This window comes from Propionibacterium sp., assembly GCF_047719395.1.
Taxonomy (GTDB): domain Bacteria; phylum Actinomycetota; class Actinomycetes; order Propionibacteriales; family Propionibacteriaceae; genus Propionibacterium.
Window position 1 is genome coordinate 22,578 of record NZ_JBDNTB010000021.1, and the last position, 18,739, is coordinate 41,316.

The 18,739-nt window shown below is 65.4% G+C and carries 15 protein-coding genes and 1 riboswitch; of the genes, 7 read left to right on the top strand and 8 right to left on the bottom strand.

Annotation, left to right across the window (positions count from 1 at the left end; translation table 11 throughout):
• Positions 1-74: 74 nt before the first annotated feature.
• Positions 75-1,574, bottom strand: coding sequence for an amidohydrolase family protein (locus ABF648_RS05430; protein WP_415631278.1), 1,500 nt, complete (start codon positions 1,572-1,574; stop codon positions 75-77).
• 291 nt (positions 1,575-1,865) lie between these two features.
• Here ABF648_RS05430 and leuA point away from each other — a divergent pair, with 291 nt between their 5' ends.
• Entirely contained in the window at positions 1,866-3,629 is a 1,764-nt protein-coding gene (gene leuA, locus ABF648_RS05435) for a 2-isopropylmalate synthase (RefSeq protein ID WP_415631279.1), read from the top strand.
• Positions 3,630-3,739: 110 nt separating this feature from the next.
• Here leuA and ABF648_RS05440 read toward each other — a convergent pair whose 3' ends face one another.
• Positions 3,740-4,528 (bottom strand): isoprenyl transferase, encoded by a 789-nt coding sequence (locus ABF648_RS05440; protein WP_415631280.1) that lies wholly within the window; start codon positions 4,526-4,528, stop codon positions 3,740-3,742.
• Between the two features lie 125 nt (positions 4,529-4,653).
• Here ABF648_RS05440 and recO point away from each other — a divergent pair, with 125 nt between their 5' ends.
• Positions 4,654-5,397 (top strand): DNA repair protein RecO, encoded by a 744-nt coding sequence (gene recO, locus ABF648_RS05445; protein WP_415631281.1) that lies wholly within the window; start codon positions 4,654-4,656, stop codon positions 5,395-5,397.
• Positions 5,398-5,420: 23 nt separating this feature from the next.
• On the opposite strand, the gene ABF648_RS05450 is transcribed toward recO, so the two are convergent.
• Both ABF648_RS05450 and ABF648_RS05455 read right to left on the bottom strand, forming a co-directional pair.
• Positions 5,421-6,317: a tyrosine-type recombinase/integrase gene (locus tag ABF648_RS05450; RefSeq protein ID WP_415631282.1), complete on the bottom strand. Its 897-nt coding sequence runs from the start codon at positions 6,315-6,317 to the stop codon at positions 5,421-5,423.
• A gap of 65 nt (positions 6,318-6,382) precedes the next feature.
• A riboswitch (cobalamin riboswitch) is annotated at positions 6,383-6,516 on the bottom strand.
• A complete protein-coding gene (locus ABF648_RS05455) occupies positions 6,506-6,943 on the bottom strand; it encodes a Fur family transcriptional regulator (protein ID WP_415631283.1) in 438 nt (145 codons plus the stop codon). It overlaps the preceding riboswitch by 11 nt.
• Positions 6,944-7,417: 474 nt before the next feature.
• Between ABF648_RS05455 and ABF648_RS05460 the strand changes: the two genes are divergently transcribed.
• Positions 7,418-8,806 (top strand): glycine--tRNA ligase, encoded by a 1,389-nt coding sequence (locus ABF648_RS05460; protein ID WP_415631284.1) that lies wholly within the window; start codon positions 7,418-7,420, stop codon positions 8,804-8,806.
• Positions 8,807-8,918: 112 nt separating this feature from the next.
• On the opposite strand, the gene nadC is transcribed toward ABF648_RS05460, so the two are convergent.
• From nadC to nadA, 3 genes are read right to left on the bottom strand one after another with little or no spacing between them, the layout of a single operon-like run.
• Entirely contained in the window at positions 8,919-9,827 is a 909-nt protein-coding gene (nadC, locus tag ABF648_RS05465) for a carboxylating nicotinate-nucleotide diphosphorylase (protein WP_415631285.1), read from the bottom strand.
• Positions 9,824-11,542, bottom strand: a complete 1,719-nt coding sequence (gene nadB / locus ABF648_RS05470) for an L-aspartate oxidase (protein ID WP_415631286.1) — start codon at positions 11,540-11,542, stop codon at positions 9,824-9,826. Before nadB ends, nadC begins: the two co-directional genes overlap by 4 nt.
• 2 nt (positions 11,543-11,544) lie before the next feature.
• Complete coding sequence (gene nadA / locus ABF648_RS05475; RefSeq protein WP_415631287.1) at positions 11,545-12,531, bottom strand: quinolinate synthase NadA; 987 nt, start codon at positions 12,529-12,531, stop codon at positions 11,545-11,547.
• A 63-nt stretch (positions 12,532-12,594) separates the two neighbouring features.
• Between nadA and ABF648_RS05480 the strand changes: the two genes are divergently transcribed.
• The 3 genes from ABF648_RS05480 to ABF648_RS05490 all read left to right on the top strand — a co-directional run bounded on the left by ABF648_RS05480 (position 12,595) and on the right by ABF648_RS05490 (position 15,750).
• A complete protein-coding gene (locus ABF648_RS05480) occupies positions 12,595-13,308 on the top strand; it encodes an NUDIX hydrolase (RefSeq protein WP_415631288.1) in 714 nt (237 codons plus the stop codon).
• A 57-nt stretch (positions 13,309-13,365) separates the two neighbouring features.
• Positions 13,366-14,529, top strand: a complete 1,164-nt coding sequence (gene dusB, locus ABF648_RS05485) for a tRNA dihydrouridine synthase DusB (protein WP_415631289.1) — start codon at positions 13,366-13,368, stop codon at positions 14,527-14,529.
• A 135-nt stretch (positions 14,530-14,664) separates the two neighbouring features.
• Positions 14,665-15,750 carry an HD domain-containing protein gene (locus tag ABF648_RS05490; protein ID WP_415631292.1) on the top strand — a complete coding sequence of 362 codons (1,086 nt, stop codon included), beginning with the start codon at positions 14,665-14,667 and terminating at the stop codon, positions 15,748-15,750.
• A 95-nt stretch (positions 15,751-15,845) separates the two neighbouring features.
• Here ABF648_RS05490 and ABF648_RS05495 read toward each other — a convergent pair whose 3' ends face one another.
• Complete coding sequence (locus ABF648_RS05495) at positions 15,846-16,436, bottom strand: DUF2284 domain-containing protein (RefSeq protein ID WP_415631290.1); 591 nt, start codon at positions 16,434-16,436, stop codon at positions 15,846-15,848.
• Positions 16,437-16,599: 163 nt separating this feature from the next.
• Between ABF648_RS05495 and dnaG the strand changes: the two genes are divergently transcribed.
• Positions 16,600-18,507 (top strand): DNA primase, encoded by a 1,908-nt coding sequence (gene dnaG / locus ABF648_RS05500; protein WP_415631291.1) that lies wholly within the window; start codon positions 16,600-16,602, stop codon positions 18,505-18,507.
• The last annotated feature ends 232 nt before the right edge of the window (positions 18,508-18,739 follow it).

The window sequence follows — 18,739 nt, forward strand, 5'->3', positions numbered from 1 at the left end:
CCCGGGGGCTCAGTTGTCGATGGCGAAGCATTGCTGATCGCGCTTCTGGGTCATGCCTCAGACTGTTCGGCGGATCACTCAGCGTCTGCCCACCAGGTGATCTGGCCGGCGGCCATCGTCAGATGGACAGCTGTGCCGGCCAGTTCCTGCGGATCGCGCGTCAACGGATTCTCGTCGAGCACGATCAAATCGGCCTGACCGCCCGGCACCAGTTTCCCGATGCCGCCGGTCGATGCCCGCATCGCCTCGCCGATGCCCAGACGCTGCTCCGGATGCCAGCTCGGTTCACCGGGGCGGGCGCGCAGCACGGCCGCCGAGATCGCCAGCCAGGGGTCCAGCGGTGCAACCGGTGCGTCCGAGCCGAAGGACATCCGCACCCCGGCTGCCAGACACGAGTGCAAGGCGAAGGCGTCGCCGGTGCGGTCCGGGCATTGGCTCTCGAGGAGCTCCCGGTCATCAAGGAGGTGCGCTGGTTGGACGCTTGCCCGCACACCCAGCACGGCCATCCGGTCCAGTTCGGTACCAGTGGCCAGGCAGGCATGCTCGATGCCTCCCTGCGCTCCGGTCTCCGCAAAGCAGTCCAGTGCCGTGGCAATGGCCGCGTCCCCGATGGCGTGAACGGATGTGTGCAGCCCGTTCATCTCCGCGCGGCTCATCAGATGGCTCAGCTCGGCCGGGCTGACCAGTGCCTCGCCGAAGGGATCGACCCCCGGCACGGGATGTGCGTATGGCCTTGTGCACCAGGCGGTGCCTGAGGACAGCGAGCCGTCGAGAATGACCTTCAGCGGGCCCCCCAGGAGCCAGCCGTGATCGTCGAGTGGGAAACCCGTGGTCATCTTGTCCTCGATGGCTTCTTGCAGGGTATGGGGCCAGCAGGACACCGACACCCGTACCGATGGGCGGAAGGACGAGATCCTCCTGCGCCAGGTGGACACGCGGTCGGGGGAGTCCTGGAAGTCGACGATTCCCACAACACCCCGGCGGGCAGCTGCCCGGGCAGCGGCGTCCACCCACTGGTCCATGGTTCCGGCCGGAGCATCCAGATAGATCCGTTCGACGGCGAAGGCGTCCTGTTCGCGCAGCAGGCTCCCGGCCGATGCGCCATCAGCACGCCTCGCGAACTCGGGGTCGCACAACACGGCATCGTTCACCCACACCGAGTGCAGATCGCGGCTGCACACCACCACGGCCCGTCCAGGGCACAGCGCGTCCAGACGATGGGTGTCCTCGGCATCCAGCCACGAGCCCAGACGCGCCCCGGTTGCGACCAGCGGTTCATCGCCCGGCTCGGCAGTGGCCCTGGAGTCGAGGATCTTGAGGGCCTGGGCGATGCTGTCGGCTCCGGACAGGTCGATGCGCGCGCGGTTCTGGGCCCACAGATCGGTGTGCACATGGGCATCCCACAGACCAGGCATGATGAATCGGCCCTTGAGGTCGATCACCTCGTCGTCTGCGGAGTCGTGGTCGGCGGGCATGCCGCTGCGCTGAACGCGGGAGCCGCACACGATCACATCGCGGGGTTCGCTGCACCGGCCGCTGACAAGGTCGAGCATGCGGGCATGGCGAAACCTCATGGCGCCATCCAACCGCGTGGACCGTGCCATTGGAGCCCGTGACGAGGGGTGGACACCCCATGGCGGGCAGGCAGGGCAGCGGGTCATGCACAGGAGTCGCGCGGAGGGTTGGCATCGCTGTTGGCCTTGAGCTACGGTAAGACACGTGGCGTGCATCGCTGGCCTGTCGAGCCTGCTCCTTGGCTGCCGCAGTGAGGCCAGCTCCAATTAGCCGGTAATCCTCGCTGCGGCGTTTGTTCGTGCCGGCGTCCGGATCGAATCGGACCATCCATCTGCCGCTGAGGACTTCTCATGACGACCACTTTCACCCCCATCGATTTCATTGCACCGAAAACCTGTTCCATCGCACGCCCTGTGCAACAGTCCAGCGGGATGCGGGTGGATCGCTACCAGCCTTTCCAGCCGCTGCGCCTGCCGGATCGCACCTGGCCCGATGCCCGGGTCACCGCGGCGCCGCGGTGGCTGTCCACCGACCTGCGCGATGGTAACCAGGCACTCATCGACCCGATGACTCCCGCCCGCAAGCGCAAGCTGTTCGATCTGCTGGTGAAGATGGGTTACAAGGAGATCGAGGTCGGCTTTCCCTCGGCATCCCAGACCGAATGGGACTTCGTCCGCTCGCTGATCGAAGATCCGGATGCCATTCCCGACGATGTCGTCATCTCCGTGCTGACCCAAGCACGTGAGGACCTGATCGATCGCACGGCCCAGTCCCTGATCGGTGCCAAACAGGCCGTCATCCACATGTACAACGCCACGGCCGAACTGTTCCGCAGGGTGGTCTTCCGGTTGAGCGCCGAGGAGACCATCGACTTGGCCCAGCGCGGCACGCAGTGGGTGATGGAGGCCATCCAGAAGTATCTGCCCGACACCCCCGTCGGCTATGAGTACAGCCCCGAAATCTTCACCCAAACCCCTACTGATTACGCCATTGAGGTGTGCGATGCGGTGATGAAGGTGTGGCAGCCGGGTGAGGGCCGCGAGATCATCCTGAATCTGCCCGCCACCGTCGAGATGTCCACGCCGAACACCTACGCCGACCAGATCGAGTACTTCGGGCGTCACATCGAGAATCGCGAGCACGTGTGCATCTCGATGCACTGCCACAACGACAGGGGATGCGCCGTGGCAGCAACCGAGCTCGGCATGATGGCCGGCGGTCAGCGCGTCGAAGGCTGCCTGTTCGGCCACGGTGAGCGCACCGGCAATGTTGATCTGGTGACGCTGGGCATGAATCTGTACTCCCAGGGAATCGATCCGAAGATCGACTTCTCGGACATGGCCGGAATCCGCCGCACGGTCGAGTACTGCACCGGAATGCCGGTGCCGGCTCGCCAGCCCTACTCCGGCGACCTCGTGTACACCGCCTTCTCCGGTTCCCACCAGGACGCCATCAAGAAGGGCCTGGAGGTACTCCAGAATCGCGCCAAGGACGAGGGCAAGGGCCTGCATGAGCTGACCTGGGAGGCCCCCTATCTGCCCATCGATCCCGCCGATGTGGGTCGCAGCTATGAGGCTGTGATCAGGGTCAACAGCCAATCCGGCAAGGGCGGTATGGCTTACCTGATGAAGGCAGACCATCATCTGGAGCTGCCGCGACGCCTGCAGATGGAATTCAGCCATGCGGTGCAGAGCCACGCCGACGGGACGGGTCGCGAAGTGTCCAGCGTCATGCTGTGGGAGCTGTTCAGCCAGGAGTACCTGAACCGTACCGAGCCCTTGGGCCTCGTTGCGTTCACCACTGATGTGCGCGCGGGCAGTTCGCTGATCAATGCGACCGTTGACTACAAGGGCCGGCGCAGTGAAATCACCGGTGAGGGCAATGGCCCGCTGTCGGCCTTCATCGACGCGCTCGGCCAGCTCGGCATCCCGGTGAGGGTGCTGGACTACCGCGAGCACGCACTGACCTCCGGCGGTGACGCCCAGGCAGCCGCCTATGTGGAGTGCGAGGTGGGTGACGGAGACGAAGCACAGGTGCTGTGGGGCGCCGGAATCGACCCCGACATCACCACCGCCACGCTGAAGGCTGCCGTCAGCGCCATCAACAGAGTCTGACTTCACCGGCGGCGGAGAACTTTCCCGATGTCTTGGCTCCGCCGAGTCGGCGGTCGCGGGTACTTTTTCTGCGACCGCCGAATCCAGTGGCAGTGTTGATGTGCGGTGCCTCAGGCCTTGGCTCCGCCGAGCCGGCGGTCGCGGTGCACATACTCCTCGACGGCTGCCCACAGATCCCGGCGATCCCACTCAGGCCACAGCTTGTCGGAGAAAACGAGTTCGGCATAGGCACTTTGCCAGACCAGGAAATTGCTGGTGCGCTGTTCACCCGAACTGCGCACGAAAAGGTCCACGTCCGGCATCTCCGGCTCATAGAGATGGTGGTGGAAACTTGCCTCAGAGATGTGTGCGGGGTCGATGCGACCGGCCGCCGCCTCGGCTGCCAGCTCGCGCGCGGCATCCACGATCTCGGCCCGGCCCCCGTAGTTCACGCAGAACTGCAGCTGCAAGGTCGTGTTGTTGCGAGTCTGCTGCTCGGCGGCCTCCAGTTCTTTGATGACGCTGCGCCACAGCCGCGGGCGCCGGCCGGCCCAACGGACCCGAACCCCGAGGGCGTCCAGCTCGCCGCGTCGGCGATGGATGACATCGCGGTTGAAGCCCATCAGGAAACGCACTTCTGCTGGTGAGCGCTTCCAGTTCTCGGTGCTGAAGGCATAGGCGGACAGGTAGGGGATACCCATTTCGATGGCGCCCTCGACAACATCGAAGAGCACCGCCTCGCCTGCCTCATGGCCCTTGGTGCGGGGCAGTCCGCGTTGCTTGGCCCAGCGCCCGTTGCCATCCATGACGACCGCTACATGCCTGGGCAACGAACCTGCTGGTAGTTCAGGAGGACGCGCCCCACTGGGATGAGGAGTCGGTGCGCGGTGTTCGGGACGCGGGCTGGTACGAGGGGCCACCACTCGACTCTAACGGCAACAGTGTGGGGCAGTATCCATGAGTTCGGTCCGATCGGCGTTGTCATGGGCAGCGCCACCGCCACAACCACGGGGGTGTTCTCTGCATCAGCGGGCACAATGGATACGTGCCGACCTACCGTGACGAGGGTGTTGTGCTTCGCACCCACAAGCTGGGGGAGGCCGACCGGATCGTCACGCTGCTGTGCCGCGGCCACGGCAAGGTGCGCGCCGTCGCCAGAGGGGTGAGACGCACCTCCAGCAAATTCGGCGGCCGGCTTGAGCCCTTCAGCCATGTGGACATCCAGCTCGCCGTGGGGCGCTCCCTGGACATCGTTACCCAGGCGGAATGCCTGCACCCCTACGGAAAACCGCTGGCAAGCGATTACGCCCTCTACTGTTCCGGGGAGACCATGCTCGAGATGGCCGACCGGATCGTCGCGGTGGAGAACGAACCGGCCCCCTCGCAATATCGGCTGCTGCTCGGCGCATTGAGAGTGCTGGGGCAGGGCACCAGCGATGGGCCGCGCCCGCCGAGCATGATCCTGGACTCATACATGCTGCGTGCGCTCGCCGTCGCAGGTTATGCCCCGCTGCTCGACTCCTGTGCCCAGTGCGGCTCCAAGGGACCGCACGAGTGGTTCTCCCCGTCCAGCGGTGGCATGGTGTGCTCGCGCTGTCGTCCCTCGGGCGCCGTGCGACCCTCCCCGGAATCATGGGAACTGCTCTCCGCCATGATCACCGGCGACTGGGTGGCCACCCGCAGCACATCCCAGGCCGCAGTACGTGAGTGCGCAGGCTTGGTCGCCGCCTTCGCGGCATGGCACATGGCCCACGGCCTTCGCGCGCTGGCGATGGTGCCGCACGACTGAGCTGCCTGGTTCTGTTCGCCAGCTCAGCCGGCGAGGTCGTCCTGAGGGGCTGACGCGGCTGCACGGCGGGTGCTGGCCATCAGGGTGTGACCCATCCAGGCGCGCACCTGACTGGGTGCGACGCCCTCTTCGAGCCACAGTTTCGCCGCCGTGTGGCGCAGATCGTTGAGGCGGCGGCCACGTCCGGTGTGCTGCCAGTCCAATCGGCGCAACACAGCCGTGCGGTGCAGCTGGCACCCCCTGTCGGTGGTGAACAGCAGTTCCTCGGGCTCGCGACCACGGGTGACCGAATGCATCATCGTGCGCAGAGGCTTCACCACCGGCACCCGGCGCACCAGGCCACCGGCCAGCTGTCGTGTCGCCGTGCCTTCACTGGTGGCCTTGTTGACGGTGATCCGAGCCGTGGCCACATGGAAGTCGCGCACCGTGAGGGCACGTGCCTCGCTCCACCGGAGGCCGGTGCGGGCAAGGATCAGCAGAATGTTTGCCAGTCGCTCGTCATGCTGGGCCCATTCGGCCCACGCACTGTCGAGTTCAGCGGCGGAGAAGGGCCGTGCCGCCCGCGGGGTGATTGATCTCGTGTCGGGGAGCGCACCCACAGGGGTGTCAGTGATGATCCCCAGGCGTTGCATCCAGTGGAAGAATTGCGAAAGGCTCGCCCGATGGCGCAGCACGGACAATTCCGAGAGGCCTCTGGCGCGGAAATGTGCCAGCATCCCCTCCACATCGGCAGGGGTGAAATCGTGCGGGTCGCGACGCAGATAGGACTGCGGAATGATCCGCAACAAGTCCTGATCGGTGCGAAGAGTCTTTTCGGCGACTGTGCCTGCACGAGAGGCCAACCAGCAGTGCAACATCGAATCGAGCCGTGCGGTCCACAAATCCGCACCGGTGGCGGGGTCGAGCCAATTCACAGACATTTCGTCATCCTTTCGCTGCGTACGCGGATGACGGATGACCGCCTCCCGTGCGAGCGCGGCAGCGGGTCAGGGCTTAACCACCCGGCGGAGCATCCCGGCTCATTGGTTCAAGGGCCAATTCACGGTTGCGCGTCAGCGCCGGCATCTCACCGGCTTCCCTCCGCAGAGTGGTACGTGTGCCGCAGATACTAGTCCTGGGCAGTTTTCGCTGCCGAACAGGCCGGGCACAGACCGAATATCTCAACACTGTGTTCAGCTTCGGTGAAACCGTGTTCGGCGGCAACCTGTGCGGCCCAGGCTTCTGCGGGGCCTCCGGAAATCTCCTCGGTCCGCCCGCATTCGCGGCAGATCAGGTGGTGGTGGTGATGGCGCGAGGTGCAGTGCCGGTAGGCCACTTCACCCTGCGGATTGCGCCAGGTGTCCACCTCTCCGTTGCGGGCGAAGGTTTGCAGCACCCGGTAGACGGTGGCCAGACTCGGCTGGTCAGGGTTGTCGGTGAGGTCAGCGTGCAGCTGCTGTGCTGTGCGGAAGTCATTGCCCCGTTCCAGGACTTCCCTGATCACCTTCTGCTGGCGCGTGCGACGCGGACGCTGGGCGCTCGTCAGGGTTTTCGTGTCAGCGGTCATGATGAATGGCTCCACAATTGCTCAAATGCCGACTGGTGCCTGCGGGCCGGCTGGTGTTCGCATGCCGGCTGGACGGCCGGTCGCCGGCGTCGCCACAAGCCGTTGGCAGACATCCATGGCGGTGAGCCGAGATGCCGCGCAGCGTGAACGAACCGCCCCCGGTATTGCCGCCCTCGGTCAAGAATCCCATGATTCTCAGTCTAGGCAGCTGCCGCAGGCGTTACGGAGAAGTTCTCGATGCCCTGCCCCCGGAAAGCCGGGACGCCGGTCCGTGTTCATCCCCATGAGCAGTCAAATCCCGCCTTGTGAGTGCACGGCTCGGCAAGGCGGGCGCGAGATCACTTACCCTCCCGGTCCCGGACTCGGGCATCATGGTGCGGGCGGGTGGTGCGTGGCGCGCACCCCACCATCGCCGGTGCCAGCCAGGTACCGGCTCGCGACCGGACTCGATCCGACGGATATTGAGGAGCCAGAGTGGCAGAGAGCAAGCTCGACAAGGTCATCGGCCTGTGCAAGCGGCGCGGATTCGTCTTCCCCTGTGGGGAGATCTACGGAGGCACGCGCGCTGCATGGGACTACGGCCCGCTGGGCGTGGAGCTGAAGGAAAACATCAAGCGGCAGTGGTGGCGGTTCACCGTCACAGGGCGCGGAGATGTCGTGGGGCTCGACTCGTCGGTGATCCTGCCCAAGCAGGTCTGGGTGGCTTCCGGCCACGTCGCGGTATTCAACGATCCCCTGGTGGAGTGTCTCAACTGCCACAAGCGATTCCGCGCCGATCAGCTGCAGGAGGAGTACGCCTTCCGCAAGGACATCGAGGATCCGGACTCGGTCGACCTCACCGAGATCCCGTGCCCGTTCTGCGGTACCCGCGGGCAGTACACCCAGCCGCGAGACTTCAACATGATGCTCAAGACCCATCTCGGCCCGGTCGAGGACGAGGCCGGTCTGCACTATCTGCGCCCTGAGACGGCACAGGGCATTTTCATCAATTTCAAGAACATCCTCAACACCACTCGGATGAAGCCCCCCTTCGGCGTGGCGCAGACCGGCAAGAGTTTCCGCAACGAGATCACGCCCGGGAATTTCATTTTCCGTACCCGTGAATTCGAGCAGATGGAACTGGAATTCTTCGTCGAGCCGGGGACCGATGAAACCTGGCATCAGTACTGGATCGACCACCGAAAGGCCTGGTACACCGGCCTGGGCATCGCCGAGGACAATCTGCGTCTGTACGAGCACCCGAAGGAGAAGCTCTCACACTATTCCAAGCGCACTGTCGACATCGAATACAAGTTCGGTTTCGCGGGCAGCGACTGGGGAGAACTGGAAGGGATCGCAAACCGCACCGATTTCGATCTCGGCACCCACGCCAAGCATTCCGGCGCCGATCTCAGCTTCTTCGACCAGGCGAAGAACGAGCACTACCTGCCCTATGTGATCGAGCCCTCTGCCGGACTCACCCGGTCGCTGATGGCATTCATGGTGGATGCCTACACCGAGGACGAGGCGCCCAACACGAAGGGCGGCGTGGACAAGCGGACTCTGCTGAAGCTCGATCCGCGGCTCTCCCCGGTGAAGGCAGCAGTGCTCCCGCTGTCCCGCAACCAGAAGCTGTCGCCGAAGGCGCGTGCCCTCGCCGACGAGCTGCGTGGCTACTGGAATGTCGACTTCGACGACGCCCAGGCCATCGGTAAGCGTTACCGCCGTCAGGACGAGATCGGCACCCCGTACTGCGTCACCATCGACTTCGACACCCTCGACGACGACGCGGTGACCGTGCGTGAACGCGACACCATGGCCCAGGAACGGGTGGCCATCAGCCAGGTGAAGGACTACCTCGCGACGCGACTGGTCGGCTGCTGACCAGAGCCCTCGTTGACACGTGCTGAAATTGCCCGCGATGGGGGTGTGCATGCGCTCTGCGGCTGGAATGGCCCTTCCGCTGCTCCCGCAGGCACACCCCGGGCGATGTCTCTCAGGCCATGTCGAGGCCGAGATCCAGCACGGTGGAGGAGTGCGTGAGAGCGCCTACAGAGATGTAGTCCACGCCGGTTGCGCCCACTGAGGCTGCATCGGGGAAGGTCAGTCCGCCGCTGGCCTCGGTGAGCACCCCGGCTGGCCTGCAGACGGCCACCGCCTCGCGCATCAGGTCGGGCGCCATGTTGTCCAGCAGGATCAGGTGTGCACCGGCCGCGACGGCCTCTCGCACCTGGTCGAGGGTGTCGCACTCCACCTCGCACGGCACGTCAGGTGCGTGCGCTGTGACGGCATTGATGGCTGCGGTGATCGACCCCGCGGCGGCGATGTGGTTGTCCTTGATCAGCGCGGCATCGCCGAGCCCCATCCGGTGGTTGTGGCCGCCGCCGCAGCGTACCGCGTACTTCTGCAGCACCCGCAGTCCTGGCACGGTCTTGCGGGTGTCCCGGATCACAGCACCGCTGCCCTCCAGCGCATCCGCCCAGCGGGCAGTGGCGGTGGCGACGCCGCAGAGCTGGCCGAGCAGGTTGAGCATGGTGCGTTCCCCGGTGAGCAGGCAGCGCAGCGCCGCCTCGACCCTCAGTACCTGCGAGCCCGGCTGCACTCGATCACCATCGGCGGCGAGCAACTCGATCTGCACCTCGGCACCCTGGCGTTGGGCAAGTCGATGCATGGCAGCCGCAGCTACCGGTACTCCGGCCAGGCAGCCGTGTTGTCTGCTCACGACGACAGCGGTCGCCGTCTGATCGGGGTGGAAGATGGACTCGGTGGTGACATCGGGGCCATAGGCGAGGTCCTCGTCCAGAGCTCCATCGATTGTCCGAAGGACTGTCTCAAGGGGCAGGCCCGCCGCATTCAGCGCAGACAGCACCTCGGCAGGCAGGTTCTCGGTGGCAATGGCAGTCATGCGGCTTCCTGATGGGAGGGCTGGATCGAGTGGGAGGGCGCTTGTTGCGGCATACCATCGGCACCGATGCGCCAGTCGAGGTGTCGCAGCCAGCTGTCGTCACGGGCGGTGATATCGCTGCGGCGGTGACAGCCTCGTGATTCGGTGCGGGTGGCAGCGGCAATGGCTATCGCGCGGGCAACCTGGACGGCATTGGTTGCGGTCAGCGTCCCATCGTCGAGTACGTCAGTGACGGGCATGCTGCCCAACAGGTGGTGCGCGCGGCGCAGGCCGTCGGCATCCCGCAGCACCCCCACATGATGGGCCATGGTCGTGCGCACGGTGGCGAAACCGGAGGCCGCGACAAGGCCGGTGTCGCGGGGTACCACAGGCTCGCCGGGTTCGTTCATCACGGGCAGCGCTGCGGCCAGCGTCTGGGCGCAGCGCCAGCCCATCACGAGGCCCTCGGTGAGCGAGTTCGACGCCAATCGGTTGGCGCCCTGAATTCCCGTGCAGGCCACCTCGCCGACTGCGTACAGGCCCTCGATGCCGGTGTGGCCTGCCATGTCGGCGACCACTCCGCCGCAGTGGTAGTGGGCGCCGGGGGACACCGGAATGGGCTCGGTGACCGGGTCCACGCCCCTCGCGCGGCACATCTGGAGGATCGAGGGGAAGCTGTGTTCCCATCTGTCAGGCCCGAAAGAAGTGGCATCGAGGAAGAGATTCTCCTCACCGGTGCGCATCATGTGTGCGTGCTCGGCGGCGGAGACCACGTCGCGCGGTGCCAGATCTACCAGTGGATGCACGCCCGTCATCACGCGTTTCCCGGCGTGGTCGATGAGGATGGCACCTTCGCCACGGACCGCCTCGGAGATCAGTACGCCACGGTCGCCCGGACGCCGGAATGGCTTCGGGACGACGAGGATCGTCGGGTGGAACTGCATGAATTCCACATCGCGTACCCGGGCACCGGCGCGCATCGCCATCGCCAGACCGTCACCGGTGGACACCGGGGGATTCGTCGAGACCGGCCACAGCTGGCCGATACCTCCTGTGGCGAGGACCACCGCGGACGCCCGAATCTCCCCGACCTGTCCCCGGGCGTCGAATGCCCGTAGCCCGCAGGCACGCCCATGACCATCGCGGAGGATGTCGATGGCTCGCGTTCCATCGAGGACCTGCAGATGACGGCCCGGGTCGTAGCCTGCATCGAGCCTGGTCACCAGAGCACGCTCGACCTCGTGGCCGGACTGATCGCCTCCGGCATGCAGGATGCGCCGCGCGTGGTGACCACCCTCAAGATGAAGGTCGATGGCCCCGGACGCATCCTTGTCGAAGACCGCGCCCAGCTCAATCAGCCGTCGCAGGGCCTCGGGAGCGTGCTCGGCCAGATCACGGACGGCCGTCTCATTGCACAGCCCAGCACCTGCGGTGAGGGTGTCCGAGACGTGCAAGTCGGTGTCGTCGGTGGGGGACCAGACGGCGGCCAGGCCACCTTGTGCCCAGTCCGTGCTGGAATCGGTGACCTCGCCGCGGGTGACGAGCAGGGTGTCCACGCCGGCCATCACGAGCCCGACAACGGCCATCAGGCCTGCCGCGCCAGAGCCGAGCACGACCACGCTCGTCCGCCGGTGCCACTGGGCAGGATCGGTGGGCAAGTGCCAGCCGATCGTTCCTGAGCCGGAGAGGGGACGGCGGGTGTGCGCAGAAGTTGGGAAGTCCGCAGTGATCGCCATGCTCATTCGCCCCCACCCGGCTGGCCGATGGCAATCATTCGCTCCACCGCTCCTCGCGCACGCCTGGCGATGGCCGGGTCGACCATCACCTCGTCGCAGCCATTCTCCAGGCAAGCCACCAGCTTCTCTGGGGTGGTCATCTTCATGAAGGGACAGGCAGCCTGTGGGTTGACCGGCAGGAACGAGGTGACCGGATTGGCCTTGCGCAGCTGGTGCAGCATGCCGATCTCGGTGGCCACCAGCACCTCCTTCGATGCGGTCTGCCGGGCGGCGGTGAGCATGCCACCTGTGGACATGATCTTGGTGCGCTCGGCAGGCAGCTCGCCGCGCCCGGCCAGCCACAGCGCCGCCGTGGTGCAACCGCACTCGGGATGCACGAACAACTCCGCGTCCCGGTGCTCCTTCACGGTCTCGATCAGAGAGTCCGGCGAGATCTCGGCGTGAACATGGCATTCGCCCATCCACACCTGGATGTTGTCCCGGCCGGTCATCCGCCGCACATGGGCGCCCAGGAACTGGTCGGGGCAGAACAGTATTTCTTTGTCGCGTGGGATCGAGTTGACCACCTCAACGGCATTGGAGGAGGTGCAGCAGATGTCGGTCTCCGCCTTCACCGCGGCTGTGGTGTTCACATAGCTGACCACCACTGCACCAGGATGTTCGGCCTTCCAGGCGCGCAACTGGTCGGCGTCGATGCAGTCGGCCAGCGAGCAGCCAGCCTCCGCGTCGGGGATGAGTACCCGCTTGCCAGGGGAGAGCAGCTTCGCCGTCTCGGCCATGAAGTGCACACCGGCGAACACGATCGTGGACTGGGGGGCCTGCGCTGCGATGCGGGACAGCGCCAGTGAATCCCCGACGTGATCAGCCACATCCTGAATCTCGGGGGCTTGGTAGTTGTGGGCGAGGATCACCGCGTCCTCGCGACGAGCGAGTTCACGGACTCGCTCAGCCCACTGCGTTGTCGCGGTGGGCGAAGTGACGATCGGCATGAGGACTCCTGGCGATGTTTTCGTCTTATGGTCGATAACTGCGCATCACAGTACCATGCACCTGTGCGGGCAGAACCATTCAGGGACCCAAAGGGTGTGGCGAAGTACCGCCACGAGGTGCTCGCCGTCGTATTCCGCGTTCTCGCAGACACGCCGTCACTACAGGTTTTGGCCTGGCAGCGTCACCATGAGCCCTTCGCCGGCCAGTGGGCACTGCCGAGCGGGCCGGTCGAGGTGAGCGAGACGATGCGGGACGCGATGGAGCGTCATCTGGCCGACAAGCTCGATCTGGTCGCCGTGCGGCATTCCGAACAACTTGCGACCCTGTCCGCGCCTCTTCGAGACCCCGCCGAGCGCACCATCGCGACGGCCTATCTGGGGCTCGTTGCCGAGGCCACCGAAGTGGTCAAGGGCGGCGCCCACTGGTTCGATGTGTCGACCCTTCCGCAGATGGCCTTCGACCACGACGAGGTGGTGCGCCTCGGCGCGCACAGGCTGCGAGGCAAGATCTCCTACAGCAACATCGCCTTCGCCCTTGCTCCCGACGAGTTCACTCTCGCGCACCTTCGTGAGATCTACATGGGGGTGCTCTACCACGACGTCGACGTCACCAACCTCGGGCGGGTGCTCACCAGGCGCCACCAGATCGAGCCGACCGGGCATCGCACAGCCCCCGGTCAGAAGGGCGGACGGCCCGCCCGCACCTACCGTTTCGTTGAGCACTCCCTGCACATCACAGACCCCTTCGCCGTGTTGAGGGGCGATCAGAAGCGCTGAGTGCACGGCTGAAGGCGTTGTCACAGCGAATTTTCAGGGGCAACCTAGGATTGTGCGGTGCCTCAGATCGAATCCCTCGTGCTCCGCTCACCGTCTGGCGGGCGGGTCGAAGTGGGCGCGCCGGTTGTGCTGGCACCGATGGCAGGCGTCACCAATGCCGCCTTCCGCACGCTGTGCCGCGAGCAGGGCGCCGGACTGTACGTGTGCGAGATGATCACCAGCCGTGGCCTGGTGGTGGGGGACCGCAAGACCGATGCGATGCTCACCTTCTTCGATTCCGAGCAGATCCGCAGCGTGCAGACCTATGGCACTGATCCGGTTGTCATCGCTCATGCGGTCGAGATCTTGTGCACCCAGTACCGGGTGAATCACGTGGATCTGAATTTCGGCTGCCCGGTGCCCAAGGTCACTCGCAAGGGCGGTGGCGGCGTACTGCCGTGGAAGCTCGACCTGTTCGGCGCCATCGTGGGCTCGGCTGTGACAGCGGGCGACCGACATGGCGTGCCTGTCACCGTGAAGCTGCGCATCGGGTTGGATGCCAGCCACCAGACATATGTGGACGCCGGGCGGATGGCGGAACAGGCTGGTGCAGCGGCGATCTGCCTGCACGGGCGCACCGTCGAAGAGGCCTATTCGGGCCATGCCCACTGGGACGCGATCGCCAGGTTGGTAGAGCAGGTGGACATCCCCGTGCTGGGCAATGGCGACATCTGGGAGGCCGCCGACGCGATACGCATGATGGACCAGACCGGCTGCGCCGGGGTCGAGATCGGCAGGGGATGTCTTGGCCGGCCGTGGCTGTTCCGCGATCTCGCCGCGGCCATGGCCGGGGAACGGACGACGACCCTGCCCACCCTGGGCGAGGTGGCCGAGATGGTACGCAGGCACGGTGAACTGCTCGCCCTCCAGATGGGGGAGCGGCACGGGCTCACCGACCTGCGCAAGCACATGGCCTGGTATTTCAAGGGCTTCCCCGTCGGCGGCGCAGTGCGCCACAACCTGGGCATGGTCGACAGCTTCGAAAGCCTCGACGCCCTGCTGGCGGGCGTCATCGACAAGGCCGGAGCCGATTGCCCCTACCCGGTGAATGCGCTCGGCAGACCGCGCGGCAGGCAGGGTTCCCCGCGGCGCAAGGTGGCGATGCCCTGTGGCTGGCTCGACGACCGCTGTGGTCTGGACCTCGACCTCGCCGACGCCGAACTGGCCATCTCGGGCGGCTGAGCAGCCGCCTGTTCCATCACGTCCCCAACAGTGTCAGGGGGCCGCGACATACTGGCAGATGTGACAGACGAGCTGCATTCAGCATCCGGCGGAACACTCGGGCCCTCGGCCCGCAATGTGTCGTGGGCCTCCACCATGTCCGGAAATGCCGTGGAATCGCGTGGCGCCGAGGTGGTGCTCCCCCACCGGGAAAGCCGGGTGCACCTCAGAGCTGGAGTTCAGCCGCGCGGCAGGCTCTTCCGCGAGGAGGCCGAGGAGCACTTTCTGTCCGATGGGGCCACACGTGCCCGTGGCGCCGGACATCGCGTGCGGGAGGAACTGCCCGACTCCGAGCGGACCTGCTTCGAGCGCGACCGCGATCGCATCGTGCACTCCACATCCTTCCGGCGTCTGGCAGGCAAGACCCAGGTTGTGGTGTTCCCCACCGATCACCAGCGCACCCGCCTCACCCACGCCCTCGAGGTCTCCCAGGTGGCCACGGCCATCGCGAGGGGTGTGGGCGCCAATGTGTCACTGACCAGCGCCATCGCACTCGGTCACGACTGCGGGCACGGCCCCGGTGGGCACGCCTCTGAAGAGGCCTTCGATGCCTTCCTCCCCGAGGGCTTCGATCACGGCCCATGGGGTGCGCATGTCGCACTGGCCGATCTCAACCTGTGCGTGGAGACCCTCGACGGCATCGCCAATCACTCGTGGTCGAGCCCCGCTCCGTTCACGGTCGAGGGCGAAATCGTGAGCTGGGCCGATCGGATTGCCTATTGCGCCCATGACCTGGAGGATGCCATCCGCGCTCGAATCGTCACGCCGGATGATCTGCCGGAAGAGGTCACTGACCACCTCGGGGTGCCCCAGCGAGAGCAACTCGGCGCGCTGATCAGGGCCGTCATCCAGACTTCTTGTGACACGGGCATCATCGGCATGGACGAAACGACCGCGGGGGCACTGGCGGCACTGCGCCGATTCAACTACGAACGCATCTACACCCGACAGGAATCACTCGAGCAGTCCCGCACCATGGTCCGGATGCTGCACGAACTCGTGTCGTTCTATTTCGCCCATCCCGAAGAATTGCCCTCCGATCACCGCGATGAGTCTGATGCGATCCGCGGTGTGGTCACCTACGTGGCAGGAATGACCGATCGTTTCGCCTTCGAGAGCGCCGAACGGTTGCTCGGCTGGGAACAGGACAGCCTGCCGGTCGGAATCGGCCACGGGGCTTGAACCAATACGGGGACCGGCTCAGCACGGGGCCTCGCATCGATTCGGGGCCCGTCAGCTTCACCGCCCGGCCGTCAGAACAGCCAGCCGCGCGACAATCAGCGGGCCAGGGCACGTTCGGGCAATTCCTCGACATTGCACAGCAGGCCGGTGACCACCAGATAGCTGGCTGGCAGAGTGGTTCCGTCGCTCCACAAGGTCGGATGCCCGAAGATCGTGCTCATCGTGCCCATCACGTCGCCTCCCATGGATTCGATGGAGTGGAAGAGCTGATCAGGATTGCGGCAGGGCAGCCCTTGTGGCCGGGTGCACTCGGTGCACACCTCGCAGGAGCCCACCGACAGACCAACCGATCCCGGAACCCGTCTGTGCAGAGCAACGAGCTGGCGATAGGCGTGCCATTTCTCCTTGCTGAACATGGCCCGCACATCATCGAGCAATTGCTGGTGCGGTATCCCGGTGCGTGGCTGTCCCGGTGTGAATTCCATGATCCGTGCAGACAGGTGCAACCAGCGGTATTTCTGCCACACGTCAAGCGGGTCGAAGTCGAATTCCGGGCAGGCCCAGGTCTGGTTGTGGCTTCCACACTCCCGGCAGAATTCGACGAACTTCGGGACGTTCACGAAGTCGCGCACGTAGTCCTGTGCGGCGATGCGCCGGTGCTCCTCCCGGGTGACGTAGTCAAGCATGCGCAGAGCCTAGTCGTGCGCCCCCGCGAGCCAATCCCGGCAACAGCCGAGGAAGCCGATTGAGGTGATCTTCGCGATGACGACCACACTGGTGCCTCACCGACGAGAGCAGGATGTCTTGCGTCCGGCCCTGTCCATCACGGATCCGCATACACTGCGGGGCATGGCGGGCCGTATCAATGACGAGGACATCGCGCTCGTCAGGGAACGAGCGCGCATCGAGGAGATCGTCGGCGCCTATGTGACCCTCCGAAATGCCGGTGGGGGATCGTTCAAGGGGCTCTGCCCCTTCCACGACGAGAAGACTCCAAGCTTCCAGGTCACCCCGTCGAAGGGTCTGTTCTACTGCTTCGGATGCGGCGAGGGCGGCGACGTCATCACCTTCATGCAGAAAATGGAGAATCTGAGCTTCGCCGAGGCGGTGCAAACCCTGGCCGACAAGGTCGGAGTGCAACTGCGCTATGTGGACGACGGGCAGCCCGCCCAGCCGCCCGGTCAGCGGGTGCGGTTGATGGCCGCCAATCAGGCAGCTGCCGAGTTCTACACAGCGAACCTGGCGAGTCCTGAGGCGGTCCAGGCCCGCCAGATGCTCGATGGCCGCGGTTTCGATCGCGCCGCAGCCGAGTATTTCGGTGTCGGCTACGCCCCCAGGCACGGCAGGGCGCTGCACGAACACCTCGCCAGGGCCGGTTTCCGCGACGAGGAATTGGTCAAGGCGGGGTTGATCAGGGAGCACGGAGGCTGGGACTACTTCCAGGGCCGCGTCATCTGGCCGATCCGGGACTCAGCCAAGTCAGTGCTCGGGTTCGGCGCCCGCAGGCTCTACGACGATGATCGGCTGCCCGCCAAGTACATCAACACCCCCGAAACAATCCTGTACAGGAAGTCCCATGTGCTCTACGGGCTGGACCTGGCGCGCCAGAACATCGGCAAGAAGCTGCAGTCGGTGGTCATGGAGGGTTATACCGATGTCATGTCGGCCCATCTCGCCGGTGTGGATACCGCGGTGGCAGTCTGCGGCACTGCCTTCGGCGAGAACCATGCTCGCCTGTTGCAACGCCTCATGGGCAACAACGACTCGATGCGCGGCGAGATCATCTTCACCTTCGACGGTGATTCAGCCGGTCAGGCGGCGGCCCTCAAGGTCTACAAGCTGGACCGTTCCTTCACCACGCAAACGTACGTGGCCGTCGAACCCAACGGACTCGATCCCTGCGACCTGCGAATGGCCAAGGGCGACGCCGCGGTGCGCGAGCTGGTCGGCCGCCGCGAGCCGCTGTACCGATTCGTGATGGCCCATGCAGTTCAAGGCTTCGACCTTGATCGGGCCGACGGGCGGGTCGCCGCGGTGCGCGCAGCCGCACCCATGCTGGCGGCGGTGCGCGACCGATCATTGATCGACCAGTACATCCGAGACCTCGCCCAACTCGTGGGGATGGATGTGGATGAGGTGCGCCGCATCCTCAGTACCGCTCAGAAGAACGCACGCCGCAGCCACCAATCGGGTCTGGCGGTGCGGGGTGTGGTCGCCCGGCCTGAGCCCCTCGACTCGGGTGGCGAGGACATGCTCGCCACCGCAGAAACTGCCGCGGAGGCGCTGCCCTGGCCCGATCCGCAGGATCACAATCTCGCCGTCGAGCGCGGCACGTTGAAGGTCATGCTGCAATACCCGACGCTGTTCGACACGGCTTGGGACGGTGTCAGAGCCGAGGACTTCACCCATCCGGCCTATCGGGCGGTTTTCGAAGCCATCACGCGAGTGCCGTTCGGGCCCGATGGCTGGACCCAGGCAGTACAGCAGGCCACCGATGATCCGACCGCGCGCCAGCTTGAGATCGCCCTGCTCGTGGAGCAGATCCTGCGGGCACCGACGGAGCAGTACGCCACCGCATATGCCTCACGGTTGCTTCTGCTGTCCACTGTCCGTGAGATTGCCGACCTCAAATCGCGGATGCAGCGCACCAATCCCATTGAGCGACAATCCGACTATGACGCGATGTTCACTCAGCTCATCGGTCTGGAGACCCGTCGCAAGGCGTTGAGCCAGGCCAGTCTCGGCGCCGGCGAGTGAGGCTCATGGCATCGCTGTGAGCTGGCAACAATCCACAGAATCTGGTGTTGTCCGTTGCCAGGCATCCACAGAGAAGTCGTGAGCAGGCATGTCGGCACATCATGTCGGCATGAACACATCCAAAGCCACCCAATACAGACTTGATGCCGCCCAGGAAAAGGAGCTGGCCAAGGCCATTGAGGGCTCTTCCCAGATGAGGGTGTAGGCGACGCAGCAGCCGTGGTGGGAGGGC

Excerpts from the sequence above, each read along its gene's own strand:
- leuA (WP_415631279.1), top strand. The coding sequence starts at position 1,866 with ATGACGACCACTTTCACCCCCATCGATTTCATTGCACCGAAAACCTGT.
- ABF648_RS05430 (WP_415631278.1), bottom strand. The coding sequence starts at position 1,574 with ATGAGGTTTCGCCATGCCCGCATGCTCGACCTTGTCAGCGGCCGGTGC.
- ABF648_RS05495 (WP_415631290.1), bottom strand. The coding sequence starts at position 16,436 with ATGCTTGACTACGTCACCCGGGAGGAGCACCGGCGCATCGCCGCACAG.
- nadB (WP_415631286.1), bottom strand. The coding sequence starts at position 11,542 with ATGGCGATCACTGCGGACTTCCCAACTTCTGCGCACACCCGCCGTCCC.
- dnaG (WP_415631291.1), top strand. The coding sequence starts at position 16,600 with ATGGCGGGCCGTATCAATGACGAGGACATCGCGCTCGTCAGGGAACGA.
- ABF648_RS05450 (WP_415631282.1), bottom strand. The coding sequence starts at position 6,317 with ATGTCTGTGAATTGGCTCGACCCCGCCACCGGTGCGGATTTGTGGACC.
- ABF648_RS05490 (WP_415631292.1), top strand. The coding sequence starts at position 14,665 with ATGTCCGGAAATGCCGTGGAATCGCGTGGCGCCGAGGTGGTGCTCCCC.
- nadC (WP_415631285.1), bottom strand. The coding sequence starts at position 9,827 with ATGACTGCCATTGCCACCGAGAACCTGCCTGCCGAGGTGCTGTCTGCG.
- nadA (WP_415631287.1), bottom strand. The coding sequence starts at position 12,531 with ATGCCGATCGTCACTTCGCCCACCGCGACAACGCAGTGGGCTGAGCGA.
- ABF648_RS05455 (WP_415631283.1), bottom strand. The coding sequence starts at position 6,943 with ATGACCGCTGACACGAAAACCCTGACGAGCGCCCAGCGTCCGCGTCGC.